The organism is Micromonospora sp. CA-269861 (assembly GCF_050948505.1).
Lineage (GTDB): Bacteria > Actinomycetota > Actinomycetes > Mycobacteriales > Micromonosporaceae > Micromonospora.
This window is the reverse complement of record NZ_CP192014.1, coordinates 5,117,779-5,130,247: the sequence shown is the minus strand read 5'-3', so window position 1 is coordinate 5,130,247 and position 12,469 is coordinate 5,117,779. Positions and strand designations below refer to the sequence as shown.

The following is a 12,469-nucleotide window of genomic DNA, read 5'->3' as shown; positions in this document are numbered from 1 at the left end:
CGGCCGCGCCGTCAGCGGTCGACGAGCAGTAGCCACTCGTCGTCGAGGCGTTGCACGGTCGTGTCCGCCGGCCAGCGGTGACCAGGGTCGGCCACCGCCCGGGCCTGCTCGACCTGCGGCGGTCTGCTGAACTGTGTGTCGCGGAAGCTGACCATGCTGTGGAACCGGGCCCGACCGAAGTTCGCGGCGTCGACGAAGCGGGCCCGGTCGAACAGCGCCTCCGCGCCGAAGACCGTCCAGCGGAACAGCGCCATGTTCGTGAAGTGGGCCGACTCGAAAGCGGCCGACCCGCCGAACTCGGTGTGCTCCATCGACAGGGCGCCGTCGAAGCCGGACTCCGTGAACGTGACAACGTCCTCGAAGCGGGTCGCGTCGAAGCTGGTTGAATGACCGAAGTGGGCCCGGGAGAATGAGGCCGGGCCGGCGAAGCTGGCTCGCCGGCAGGACAGGCCGCCGACAAACGCGGCGCCATTGAAGTTGGCCTCACCGCCGACGCGAACGCCGTCGAGCATGACCTCGCCCTCGGCCAGAAACTCTTCGAAGACCATGTCGCCGAAGGTCGCCGCCCCGAGCAAGAGACGTCCGCGCGCCGTCGCGCCCGCGAAGGTGGTCGCACCGGTGAACACCGCGTCGGTGAAGTTCGCGTCGACCAGCGTGCAGCCGGCAGCGTCGAAGTCGACGAGCGCGGCGCCGGCTAGGTCGAGCCTCAGCTCCGGCCAGTGGGCCGCGTCGTCCGCGCGCAGGTGCCGGGTGAGCACGCGCTGCGCGCTGCGCCGGACCTCCGTCTCGCGCGGCTCGCCGTCGGGCGCCGGCATCCGCAGGTACGCGCAGAGCACCGCGGCGATCGTCGGCCGCTGCCCCGGATTGTCCTGACCGAGGCGCTCCAACGCGTGCAGGCCACCGAGGCGTACCGCCGCGCTGTCGTTGCCGAGCAGCTCCACCGCCCGGGTGTAGAGCTCGGTCAGTCGACGTTCCGCCGCATCGTGCTCGACAGCCCCGGACTGCCGGTCCTGGTGGCGCTGCGCGGCCTCGGCCACCACCTCGGCGTGCGCCTGCACCCGGTCCCGGTGCGCCTGGTCCCGCGCGGCGACGCTCTCCTGGTGCCGCTGCGCGCGTTCGGCGATCCACTGACGGCGGGCGGCGAGCAGCAGCGCGAGCCCTCCGCCGGTGCCGGCGACGACTGTCAGGCCGGTGCGGATCGCGTCGATGCGCAGCGTCGCGCGGGTGTCCGGTTGGCTGGCGCGGTCCGCCTCGGTGAGCAGCAGGTCCAGCACCAGCCAGCCCAGAGCGACGGCGGCCAGCAGGCCGACCAGGACCAGCCACCACGGCATGACCCGCAGCTCGCGCTCGGTGGGTTCGTCGACAGCCACGGCCACAGCATGCCAGTCACCATCGGTGTCCGATATGGAGCGCGGCGGTATGACCGTTTACGCCCCCGCCGGAACAACGGGTTACCGGCGCGTAACAAGTCATTGACGTTTCTAAATTGTTGCGGGGATGATCGTCGCACGGTCGACCGGACACCCCCACCCACCTGCCCGGTTCGCCGGGTGCCTCCCCCCGGAGGTGCAGCGATGCTGCTCCGAAAGACCGCCCTCGTCCTGGCCCTCGCCACCGCCGCGCTGCTCGCGTCCACCGCCACGGCCAGCGCCGCGCCCGCCGATCCCGCCCCGCGCACCACCTCCGCCCGCACGTCATTCGCCGCCGCCGCGGCGGCCAACCCCGTCATCGTGGTCGGCGGGCTCAGCGGCGTCGCCGTCGCGTACGAGCCGATCGCCGCCCGCCTGCGCGCCGACGGCTACCGCACCTTCATCTACCAGCTTCCCGGGCTGGGCCTCGGTGACATCCCCACCTCGGCCCGCGCGTTCGCCACCTACGTCAACCAGGTACGCGCCAGCACCGGCGCGGCGACTGTGGACGTCGTCGCCCACTCCGAGGGCGGCCTGGTCAGTCGGTACTACCTCAAGCGGCTCGGCGGCACCGCCACCGTCGGCCGGTACGTCAGCCTGGGCACACCGCAGTACGGCACGTACGTCGCCAACATCGTGGCGTTCCTGGGCCTGGGCAGCTGCGCCGGTGTCGTGGCCTGCCAGCAGATGACCATCGGCTCGGCGTTCCTCGCCGACCTCAACGCCGGCGACGACACCCCGGACGCGGTGCGCTACACCACCATCCGCACCCTCCAGGACGAGTTGGTCCGGCCGACGGGGAACGCCGCCGTCAACGACGGTGCGACGAACGTGCTGATCCAGGCGTACTGCCCGCTGCGGGTGGTGGGGCACCTCGGTCTGGTGCTCGACGGTACGGCGTACACCATCGTGCGTGGCGCACTGGTCGACGGCCCGGTGCGGCCCAACTGCCTCGCGCTCTGACCCGGTCCGGTGCGGCGGCCCCGGAGGGGGCCGTCGCACCGGATCCGCGACGGTGAGTGTCGGGTGCGCGACGATCCCGCGAATCGGTCTGGCAGACATCACATGTCCTCGATAGCCTGCTCCGGCTGTCCATTCCCGACAGTGGACGCCATCCGTGGAGAGGGAGCAGCGCTCATGACCGAGCCGCCCACCGTGCCGCCGGAGAACACCCCGCCGACCGTGCCGCAGCTCGACGTCCGGGCCGCCCAGCCGCCGTCGGCCGACACCCCGCCGCCCACCGGTGGGTTCACCGACCGGCCGCCGGGCTACCCCAGCGCGCTGGTCTGGCTGCGCGCCGGGATCCTGCGGGACTGGCGCGGCGTGTTCGGCGCGTTCGTCGCCACCTGGTTCTACCTGCCGGTCGCGCTACTCCTGGCGTTCTGGGGCGGTCTCACGTTCGGCGTCATCGGGCTCTTCGCCGTCGGGACCGGCGCCGACGACCAGGTGCCCCAGGTGCTGCGCGACGCCCCGCTGATCGGCTCCCTGATCGAGGCGTTCCTGACCCGCTCCGGCGGGGTGCTCGGCGGCGTGGCCGGCTTCGTCATCGGCTTCCTGGTCGGCTTCCTCGCCGTGCTGGCGCTGCCCTGGATGGGCGTCGCCGAAGACCCCTTCGCGCTGCTCACCGGCCTGATCGGCACGGTCATCGCGGCGGCGCTGATCGGGGTCCTCTACACGCTCTACCGGGTGCTGCTCGAACCACGCCTGCTCGTCGTCTCGGGCGCGCGCCAGCCCAGCCGCCGCGAGTACGCGCGGCTGGGCCCCGTGCTCGACGACTGCGCCCGACGGCTCGGCCTGCCCAGCGTGCCCCGGCTGCTCATGGAGGACGACCCGGTCCTGAGCAACGCCCGCACGTACGCCCGGCACGTGGTGGTCACCACCGCCGTGCTGACCGAACCGGACGACGAGGTGGCCGCCCTGCTCAGCCACGAGCTTGTGCACTGGCGCACCGGGGACGAGATCACCAGCGCCTTCGTCCGCGGCGTCGGCCTGCCACTGACCCTCGCGCACGCCCTGCCGACTTGGCTGATGCGGACGTTCCCGCACCCGGCCACCAACTTCGTGGTCTTCGTGTTCTTCTGGCCGGTGCTGCTCACCATGCGGTACGTGGTGCTGCCGCTGCACGCCCGCGACGTACGGGCTGCCGAGTACCGGGCCGACCTCGGCGCCGTCCTCACCGGGCACGTCGACGGGCTGCGGCGCATCCTGGAACGGCGGCTGTCCTTCGAGACCGGCCGCAGCGGCTGGGACGAGGCGGTCTGCGCCACCCACCCACCGCACGAGCTCCGGCTGGACGCGCTGGAGCGGGCGACGCTTGCCGGTGCGCCCGCCGGGGCGGCGGAGCCCGTCACCGTCGACCGGCTGTTCAACCACTCCGCACCGGTCGGGACCCGCCGGACCTGGCTGCTGGTCGGTGCCCTCACCCTGGCCGCCTGCCTCGGCACCAGCGGGCTCGGCGTGGCGCAGTGGGCGTTCTTCCGCCCCCAGGCGGCGATCGACGGCTACTTCTCCGCGCTCGCCGACCGGGACAGCGACGCCGCGCTCGGCTACCTGAGCGACCAGGGCGGCGACACCGACACCAAGCTGCTCGCCCAACTCCTGCGCGGCAAGGGCTACCAACCACCGACCGACGTCGAGATCAGCTCGCTGGAGCGCGACGGCGACAGCGCCACCGCCACCGTGGCGTACCGGCTGGGTGACGCGCGGCAGACCGCCACCCTGACCCTGCGCCGCGAGGACGAGACCACCGCCGGGCTGTTCCACGGCTGGCGGCTGAGCGGTGGGCCCACGCCGCTCAACGCCTCGATCGCCGACCCGGGGGTGCGGCTCAACGGGGTGGAGCTGCCGGTCGCCACCGAGGGCGCGCCGCTGGTGCTCCTGCCCGGCGGCTACACCGCGACCGGCCCGGCCAGTGCGCTCAGCGAGACGCCGAGCGCGACAGTGCTGGTCGGCCCGGGGGCGACCGCCGCGACCGTGCAACTGGCGCCGGTGCTCAAGCCGGCGGCCATCGAAGCCGTCGAGGCCCGGGTACGCGTCTGGTTGGACGAGTGCGCCAAGCAGACCGTCGCCGCCCCGCCGGGCTGCCCGTTCCGCTACTACGGCAGCAGCAGCTCCGGGCAGAAGGTCACCTGGAAGATCCTGGAGTACCCGAAGCTCGCCGTCGAACTCACCGGCCCGGCCAGCGCCCAGGTCTCCACCCCGTACGAGACGCAGGGCAGGGTGCAGGTCAGCGGCACCACCACCTACTTCGGCACCAGCTCACCGTTCACGGACGACGACGCGTTCACCGTCGCGGGTGTCGCCACCGCCGACGGGGACACTGTCGCCTTCCGACCCGCCGCCAACTGACCGGGGAGACAGACCGTGACCGACAGCGACGCCGCAGCCCGGCTGCCCGTCCGGCTGACCATCAATCCCCGGCAGCGCCAGGCGCCGTCGGTCGACCTGTTGACCTGGATCCACCGCCGCCCGGAGTACCGACCGGTGGTCCGCACGGCCGGCGGCGGCGGGGGCAGGCCGGGCTTCAGCGACGCGGTGATCATCGCGGTGCTGGCCCAGGGGCTGCTCCCGGGGCTGTTCAACCTGTTGCAGTCCTGGGTCGACCAGCAGCGCACCGAGGCCAGCATCCGGATCCAGACCGGGGACACCGAGGTGGAGCTGCAGGTGAGTGGGCGGACCGACTCCGCTCGCCTGCTGGCCCAGGCGACCGAGGCGCTGCGCGCCGCCCGTGGGACCGGCCCCGAGCCCGGTCCGGAGCCCGGTGCGGACGCCGCCGGCTGAACCGACGGCGTCCGCACCGGCGGGTCAGCTCGCCTTGGCGAGCGCCTCGAACTCGTCGTCGGTGAGCCGCACGTCGGCCGCGCCGACGTTCTCCTCCAGGTGCGCCACCGAGGACGTACCGGGGATCGGCAGCATCACCGGTGAGCGGCGCAGCAGCCAGGCCAACGCGAGCTGCGCGGGCGACGCGCCGTGCGCGTTGGAGATGGCGTCCAGCGGGCCGCCCGGGCGGGCCAGCTCACCTGTCGCGATCGGGTACCACGGGATGAACGCGAGGTCGTTGCGCTCGCAGTACTCCAGCACGTCCTCGGCGCTGCGGTTGGCGAGGTTGTACAGGTTCTGCACTGACACGATCGTGGTGATCGCCCGGGACTCCTCGATCTGCGCGACGCTCACCTCGGACAGCCCGATGTGCTGGATCTTGCCCTCGTCCCGCAGCAGGGCCAGCTCACCGAGCTGATCGGCGAGCGGCACCTTCGGGTCGATCCGGTGCAGCTGGTACAGCGGGATGCTGTCCAGGCCGAGGTGACGCAGGCTCAGCTCGCACTGCTGGCGCAGGTACTCCGGGCGCCCCACCGCACGCCAGTCGCCCGGCCCGGAACGGGTGAACCCACCCTTGGTCGCGATGACCAGGTCGTCGGCGTACGGGTGCAGGGCCTCCCGGATCAGCAGCTCCGAGACGAACGGCCCGTACGAGTCGGCGGTGTCGATGAACGTCACGCCCAGCTCGATCGCACGGCGCAGCACGCGTACCGCCTCGGCCGGGTCCTTCGGGTCACCCCAGACCCCCGGGCCGGTGATCTGCATGGCCCCGTAGCCGAGCCGGTTGACTGTGACGTCGCCACCGATCCGGTACGTGCCGGACGCCTTCGCGGGCTGCTCACTGATGTTTGTTGCCATTGCCCGATCCCCAATCGTCTCGTCGTGGCGGGCGTGGACAGCGCGGGCGTGAAGAGCCCACCCGCCACCGTTGGATCATCCCCCGGATCCCCACCGCCATGCCGCCGGACCGCCGAGTGTAAGCGCGGACACGCCGTGGGCGCGGCGAGCCGAGTTGCCGGGAAGCGCCAGGTACGACCGGGTTGTCCGTGCGACGCTGGCCGGAGCCGGTGCGTTCCGGCGCGACGGCGGAGGGAGCACCCATGGGAGTGCCGCAGGTCAACTTCGCGCTCGACACGTACGAGTGCATCGTGATCTATCCCGGAGCGGCCGGGCGGGCCCTGCCCGCCGAGACCGTGCAGCGGTTGCAGGCCGAGCACGCCGAGCACATGCAGGCGTTGCAACGACGCGGCATCATCCTGGTCGCCGGCTCAGTGGACGGGCCGGCGCGCGAGCCGGATCCGCCGATCGGCTTCGGGCTGGCCCGCACCGGCAGCGTCGACGACGTCCGCAGCGTGCTGGAGGCCGACCCGGCGATGCAGGCCGGGCTCTACCGGGTGGAGGTGCTGACCTTCCTCTGCCCTGCCGGTTCGCTGGAGTTCCCACTGGTCAAAGCGGGTAGCTGAGCCGCCGATCCATCGGTGGCTGTCGTGATGGCGACGGCGCTCGCCCGACTGCCGGTGCTACCGTCGCGCCCAGCGCGGGCCGCCGCCGGGGCGTACCCGGTGTCGTGGGTCGGCCCCGGTCGAGGAGTCGCCATGATCTCCGCCGCCACCCCCGATGCCGCGTCGGCCGCCGCCCGACTGCGTGCCCTGCTCGGCGACCGGCTGCACGAGCCGGGCGATCCCGGATACGCCACCACCACCCAACTCTGGAACGGCGCTGTGGCGCGTACGCCCGCGCTGGTCGCCACCTGCCGGGACGCCGACGAGGTGGCCGAGGCGGTCCGCATCGCCGCCAGGTGTCACCTGCCCGTCTCGGTGCGCTCCGGAGGGCACGACTGGGCCGGCCGGGCGCTGCGCGACGGCGCTCTGGTGCTCGACCTGACCGGGCTGCGCGCCGTCCGGGTCGACCCGGACGCGGCCACGGTGACGATCGGCGGCGGCACCACGGCGGGCGAGCTGCTCGCCGCCGCCCGCCCGTACGACCTGGTGGTGCCTACCGGCGTGGTCGGCGCCGTGGGGATGGCCGGGCTCACCCTCGCCGGCGGGTACGGCCCGCTGTGCGGCCGGTTCGGCCTGGCTCTGGACAGTCTGCTCGGCGCGGAGGTGGTTCTCGCCGACGGTCGCCGGGTCACCGCCGACCCCCGGCACGACGCCGAGCTGTACTGGGCCCTGCGCGGCGGCGGTGGGAACCTCGGCATCGTCACCGAGCTGCGCTTCCGCGCGCACCGGCTGCCCGGCGTCCTGGCCGGCATGATCATGTTCGGGCTGTCCGAGGCGCCGGCCGTGCTGCGCGGCTACGGCGCGCTGGTCGCCGAGGCCCCGGACGAGCTGACCGTGATGGCCGGCTTCCTGCCCGGCCCGGCCGGCGAGCCGGTGATCTTCGTCTGCCCGTTCTACAGCGGCCCGGACCTGGACGCCGGGCTGCCCTGGATGGACCGGCTGCGCGCGCTCGGCACCCCGCTGGTCGACCAGATCGGCCCGATGCCGTACGCGGACGCGCTACGGATGTTCGACGGCGGGATGGTCGACGGCAACCACTACCTGCTGCGGACCCGATGGCTGCCCGCGCTCACCGACGCAGCGGTGGACACGCTCGTCGACGCGGCCCGGCAGGTCACCTCGCGGTTCTCCGCGCTGGCCGTGCATCACTTCCACGGCGCGGCCACCCGGGTCCGACAGGCCGACACGGCGTTCGGGCTGCGCACCGACCACCTGATGAGCGAGATCATCGCGGTGTGGGCACCCGGCGACCAGGCCGGCCCGCACCGCGAGTGGGCCGACCGGACCTCGGCGGCGCTCGCCCCGCACGCCCTGCCCGGTGGTTACCCCAACCTGCTCGCCCCGGAGGAGACCGACCGGGTCCGGCTCGCCTACGGCCCGAACTGGGCGCGGCTGCGCCACGCCAAGCGCCGCTACGACCCCCGCGACCTGCTCCACGCGGTGCCCACCCTGCCGCCACCCGGGCGCCCGGAGTGAGCCGCCGCCTGCCGCCCCCGGGGCACCCGCGGTGAGCCGCCGCCGGGAGCACCCCGACAGCGCACGCCACCGGAGGCGTACGATTCCCGGCGCGCGGTCGCTGATGCCCGTCGCCACAACGTTCCCGGTGCGGTTCCGCCCGCCGGCCCGACGCGCACCGCGCGTCGTTGGACACATGTTCCGCTGCCTGCAAGGGGTCGGCCCCGAGTCCGACCTGAAGGAGAGACTAGCCTGATGGGCGTGACACGCCGCGCGAAGATCGTCTGCACTCTTGGACCCGCCACCTCGTCCCCGGAGCGCATCCGGGGTCTCGTCGAGGCCGGCATGAACGTGGCGAGGCTCAACTTCAGCCACGGCAGCCACGCCGACCACGAGGCGGTCTATCGACTGGTCCGGGAGGCATCGGAGGCTGCAGGTAAGCCGGTCGCCGTCCTCGCCGACCTGCAGGGCCCCAAGATCCGGCTCGGCAAGTTCGCCGACGGCCCCCACGAGTGGCGCACCGGTGACTCGGTCGTCATCACCGGCGACGACATCATCGGCAGCAAGGAGCGGGTTTCCTGCACCTACCGCAAGCTGCCGCACGAGGTGAAGCCCGGTGACCGGCTGCTGATCGACGACGGCCGGGTCGCCGTCGAGGTCACCGACGTCACCGGCAACGACATCCGCTGCCTCGTCACCGAGGGCGGCCCGGTCTCCAACAACAAGGGCGTGTCGCTGCCCAACGTGGCGGTCAGCGTGCCCGCCATGTCGGACAAGGACGCCGAGGACCTGCGCTTCTCCCTGGGTCTCGGCGTCGACCTGGTCGCGCTGTCCTTCGTCCGCTCGGCCGAGGACATCAAGCTCGTGCACGGGATCATGGCCGAGGAGGGCGTGTTCCGCCCGGTGCTCGCCAAGGTCGAGAAGCCGGAGGCGGTGGAGCAGCTGGAGGCCATCGTGCTGGCCTTCGACGGCGTCATGGTCGCCCGTGGCGACCTCGGTGTCGAGATGCCGCTGGACGAGGTCCCGCTGGTGCAGAAGCGCGCCGTGCAGCTGTGCCGGGAGAACGCCAAGCCCGTCATCGTGGCCACCCAGATGCTCGACTCCATGATCGAGAATTCCCGCCCCACCCGGGCGGAGGCCTCCGACGTCGCCAACGCGGTGCTCGACGGCGCGGACGCGGTGATGCTCTCCGGCGAGACCAGCGTCGGCAAGTACCCGGTGCTCACCGTCAGCACCATGGCCAAGATCGTGACGACCACCGAGGCCGGCTCGATCGGGGTGCCGCGGTTGCAGCACGACCCGCGTACCCACGGTGGCGCCCTCACCGTCGCCGCCTCGTCGATCGCCCGGGCCATCAACGCCAAGGCGCTCGTCGCCTTCTCGCAGACCGGCGACACCGTGCGACGGCTGTCCCGCCTGCACTGCGACCTGCCGCTGCTGGCCTTCACGCCGGTCCCCGAGGTGCGCGACCAGCTCGCCCTCACCTGGGGCGTGGAGACCTTCCTGATGCCGTTCGTGCAGCACACCGACGACATGTTCCGCCAGGTCGACCAGGCGCTGCTCGGCCTCGACCGGGCCAACCCCGGTGACTACGTGGTGATCGTGGCGGGCAGCCCGCCCGGCACCCCCGGCTCGACCAACACGCTGCGCGTACACCAGCTCGGCTCGCTCGTCGACGCCGCGTCGGCGCGGGCCCTGCAGTGAGCGACGGTCGGGTCGCGGTCGGCCAGGCGGCGGTGGACCAGCTGCTGGAAGTGCTGGACCTCGACCCGACCGGGGACATGACCTTCCGGGGGATGAGCCCCCCGGTCGGCCCACAACGGGTGTACGGCGGCCAGGTCGCCGGTCAGGCCCTGGTCGCCGCCGGCCGCACCGTCGACCCGGAGCGGTTCGTGCACTCGCTGCACGGCTACTTCGTCCGCCCCGGCGACCCGGTCGAGCCGATCGTCTACCAGGTGGAGAACATCCGCGACGGCCGGTCCTTCTCGGTCCGCCGCGCGGTGGCCCTCCAGCACGACAAGCCGATCTTCTTCATGTCGGCGTCGTTCCAGCGGGCCGAGGAGGGCCTGGACCACCAGGCCACGTCCCCGCTGGACGTACCCCCGCCGCAGGACGTGCCGACGATGACCGACCGGCTCTCCCGCTACCCGGAGCGGCTGGGCATCTGGGGCCAGATCCCACGACCGATCGACGTGCGCTACGTGGGTGAGCCCGGCTGGGTCCGCCCCGGCGACCGGCCCGCCGACCCGCACCAGCGCGTCTGGATGCGCATCGACGGCAAACTGCCCGACGACCCGCTGCTGCACGCCTGCGCGCTCACCTACGCCTCGGACCTCACCCTGCTGGACTCGGTGCTCTCCGCGCACGGCGAGGTGTGGGGGCCGGGCGGGTTGGTCGGCGCGAGCCTGGACCACGCGCTCTGGTTCCACCGGCCGTTCCGGGCCGACGAGTGGTTCCTCTACGACTGCCTGAGCCCGTCGGCGTCCGGCGCCCGGGGGCTGGCCACCGGCCGGATGTTCACCACTGACGGCCGGCAGATCGCCAGCGCCGTCCAGGAGGGTCTGCTGCGCCGCGTCGGCGCCTGACGCTGTCGCTCATCCCGCCGGGTTGTTGTCTCACCCTCGCCGGCTCGTTGTCGCTCATCGCCGCTGGCCCGTTGTCGCTCATCCCCGCCAGGCAACTGGCGGGGATGGCGTGCGTCAGGCCTGGTAGATGGCCTCTCCGGCGATCTCGATCTGCACCGTCCTGCCGACCAGCACCCCGCCGCTCTCCAGGGCCACATTCCAGAGCAGGCCGTAGTCCTCGCGGTTCATCTCGGCCGTCGCGCTGAAACCGAAGATGTTCTGCCCGTACGGATCCTGACGAGCGCCACCGAAATTCACCTCCAGGTCGACGGCCCGGGTGATTCCCTTCACGGTCAACTCACCGGTGAGGACGAATCGTCCGGGAATGCCGTCGGACTGCGGCGGAACAATGTGACTCCGGCCTCGTCCGCCCAACCGATGGTTGCGCAGCCGCGCCCACTGGAATATGGGGTCCTCGTTGCCCTGCCATTTGATGCCGGTGCTTCGATATTCGAGGGTGGGAAAGCGCTCCACATCGAGGAAATCGGCACTCTTCAGATGCGTGTCCCGGTCGAGGCTCCCGGTGGTGATGCTGGCCGACATGATGGTGGCCGTCACCGAGGAGAGCAGCGGGTCCTCCGCCACGAAGATCTGAGCCGTGGCCTCGGCGAACTCGCCGCGTACCGGACTCACCATCATGTGCCGGGACAGGAAACCGATCCGCTTGTGCGCCTGATCGAGAAGATAGGAGCCGGCGACCGGGATGGTCATGCCATCCCAGGTGCGTGTGGCGACATCGGTCATCGTGTTGCCTTCCCCCCGAGCGCGCCCGGGTGTTTATCAATATGTTGCTGGCGGCCGAGTAAACGGCCGGACATTCGTACTCCCGCTCAGCATAGGGACGCTCCGGACCGGCATTTCGGCCGCCACCGTGCGGTGGATCATGACGTACTTCACCGGTCCCTGGCGGTGGCCGTTCACGGTCCCTGCCGGCGGCCCGAGCGAGCGCCAGCGGCGCCACTTTCCATCGATGCGTGGCCGATCGGCCGAGGGTCGGCCGCCCGCCCGGTTGACCAGCGACTAACCTTGCCGACATGCGCCTCTCCGCCCGGGTCGACTATGCCCTCCGCGCGGCCGCCGAGCTTGCCGCGACGGCCAGCGGCCCCGGGCGCGGCCGGCCGGTCACGGCCGACCAGATCGCCCGCGCCCAGGAGATCCCGCCGAAGTTCCTGGAGAGCATCCTTCTCCAGCTGCGCCGGGGCGGCATCGTGCACGCCCAGCGCGGCCCGGAGGGCGGCTACTGGCTGGCCCGCCCCGCCGAGGAGATCTCCCTCGCCGAGGTCATCCGGGTGATCGACGGGCCCCTCGCCCACGTACGCGGGCAACGCCCCGAGCAGCTCGGCTACCACGGCCCGGCTCGCGCCCTCCAGGAGGTCTGGATCGCGCTGCGCGCGAGCGAACGGGAGATCCTGGAACTGGTGAGCGTCGCTGACGTTGCCGCCGGCACCCTGCCCCCGCGCGTCACCGAGCTGGCGGCCGACCCGCGCGCCTGGATCTGATCGCCGCCTCGCCTCCCGGCCTCGCGTCACCCGGTCACTGATCCGCGCCCCCGGGTGTGTGTGCCGGCCCGCTTGCCGGCTCGGCCGCTTGCTGGCCGGCTGGCCGGCTCGGCCGCTTGCCGGCTCGCTCGCTTGGCCGGCTCGCTCGCTTGGCTGGCCCG

Annotated in this window: 11 protein-coding genes; 8 read left to right on the top strand and 3 right to left on the bottom strand. The window is 72.4% G+C overall.

Annotation, left to right across the window (positions count from 1 at the left end):
• Positions 1-11: 11 nt before the first annotated feature.
• Complete coding sequence (locus ACQP0U_RS23335; RefSeq protein ID WP_433310733.1) at positions 12-1,370, bottom strand: pentapeptide repeat-containing protein; 1,359 nt, start codon at positions 1,368-1,370, stop codon at positions 12-14.
• A 204-nt stretch (positions 1,371-1,574) separates the two neighbouring features.
• On the opposite strand from ACQP0U_RS23335, the gene ACQP0U_RS23330 reads away from it, so the two are divergent.
• From ACQP0U_RS23330 to ACQP0U_RS23320, 3 genes are all read left to right on the top strand, one after another.
• Positions 1,575-2,372 (top strand): esterase/lipase family protein, encoded by a 798-nt coding sequence (locus tag ACQP0U_RS23330; RefSeq protein ID WP_433310730.1) that lies wholly within the window; start codon positions 1,575-1,577, stop codon positions 2,370-2,372.
• Between the two features lie 174 nt (positions 2,373-2,546).
• Positions 2,547-4,757, top strand: a complete 2,211-nt coding sequence (locus ACQP0U_RS23325; RefSeq protein WP_433310727.1) for a M48 family metalloprotease — start codon at positions 2,547-2,549, stop codon at positions 4,755-4,757.
• 15 nt (positions 4,758-4,772) lie between these two features.
• Positions 4,773-5,189: an effector-associated constant component EACC1 gene (locus tag ACQP0U_RS23320; protein WP_433310724.1), complete on the top strand. Its 417-nt coding sequence runs from the start codon at positions 4,773-4,775 to the stop codon at positions 5,187-5,189.
• A 24-nt stretch (positions 5,190-5,213) separates the two neighbouring features.
• Here ACQP0U_RS23320 and ACQP0U_RS23315 read toward each other — a convergent pair whose 3' ends face one another.
• Complete coding sequence (locus ACQP0U_RS23315) at positions 5,214-6,086, bottom strand: aldo/keto reductase (protein ID WP_433310721.1); 873 nt, start codon at positions 6,084-6,086, stop codon at positions 5,214-5,216.
• 242 nt (positions 6,087-6,328) lie between these two features.
• Between ACQP0U_RS23315 and ACQP0U_RS23310 the strand changes: the two genes are divergently transcribed.
• The 4 genes from ACQP0U_RS23310 (at position 6,329) to ACQP0U_RS23295 (ending at position 10,770) form a co-directional block, all read left to right on the top strand.
• Positions 6,329-6,691: a YciI family protein gene (locus ACQP0U_RS23310; RefSeq protein WP_433310719.1), complete on the top strand. Its 363-nt coding sequence runs from the start codon at positions 6,329-6,331 to the stop codon at positions 6,689-6,691.
• A 15-nt stretch (positions 6,692-6,706) separates the two neighbouring features.
• A complete protein-coding gene (locus ACQP0U_RS23305) occupies positions 6,707-8,206 on the top strand; it encodes an FAD-binding oxidoreductase (protein ID WP_433310716.1) in 1,500 nt (499 codons plus the stop codon).
• Positions 8,207-8,440: 234 nt separating this feature from the next.
• On the top strand, positions 8,441-9,889 hold the full coding sequence (pyk, locus tag ACQP0U_RS23300) for a pyruvate kinase (protein WP_433310714.1): 1,449 nt from the start codon (positions 8,441-8,443) through the stop codon (positions 9,887-9,889).
• Complete coding sequence (locus tag ACQP0U_RS23295) at positions 9,886-10,770, top strand: acyl-CoA thioesterase (protein WP_433310711.1); 885 nt, start codon at positions 9,886-9,888, stop codon at positions 10,768-10,770. Before pyk ends, ACQP0U_RS23295 begins: the two co-directional genes overlap by 4 nt.
• Before the next feature lie 114 nt (positions 10,771-10,884).
• On the opposite strand, the gene ACQP0U_RS23290 is transcribed toward ACQP0U_RS23295, so the two are convergent.
• Positions 10,885-11,553, bottom strand: coding sequence for a YceI family protein (locus tag ACQP0U_RS23290; protein WP_433310708.1), 669 nt, complete (start codon positions 11,551-11,553; stop codon positions 10,885-10,887).
• A gap of 290 nt (positions 11,554-11,843) precedes the next feature.
• Here ACQP0U_RS23290 and ACQP0U_RS23285 point away from each other — a divergent pair, with 290 nt between their 5' ends.
• The gene (locus ACQP0U_RS23285; RefSeq protein WP_433310705.1) at positions 11,844-12,308 is read left to right on the top strand and encodes an RrF2 family transcriptional regulator; all 465 of its coding nucleotides are present in this window, start codon (positions 11,844-11,846) and stop codon (positions 12,306-12,308) included.
• Positions 12,309-12,469: the final 161 nt, after the last annotated feature.

Coding starts and splice junctions, on each gene's coding strand:
- pyk (WP_433310714.1), top strand. CDS start 8,441: ATGGGCGTGACACGCCGCGCGAAGATCGTCTGCACTCTTGGACCCGCC.
- ACQP0U_RS23330 (WP_433310730.1), top strand. CDS start 1,575: ATGCTGCTCCGAAAGACCGCCCTCGTCCTGGCCCTCGCCACCGCCGCG.
- ACQP0U_RS23290 (WP_433310708.1), bottom strand. CDS start 11,553: ATGACCGATGTCGCCACACGCACCTGGGATGGCATGACCATCCCGGTC.
- ACQP0U_RS23285 (WP_433310705.1), top strand. CDS start 11,844: ATGCGCCTCTCCGCCCGGGTCGACTATGCCCTCCGCGCGGCCGCCGAG.
- ACQP0U_RS23310 (WP_433310719.1), top strand. CDS start 6,329: ATGGGAGTGCCGCAGGTCAACTTCGCGCTCGACACGTACGAGTGCATC.
- ACQP0U_RS23315 (WP_433310721.1), bottom strand. CDS start 6,086: ATGGCAACAAACATCAGTGAGCAGCCCGCGAAGGCGTCCGGCACGTAC.
- ACQP0U_RS23325 (WP_433310727.1), top strand. CDS start 2,547: ATGACCGAGCCGCCCACCGTGCCGCCGGAGAACACCCCGCCGACCGTG.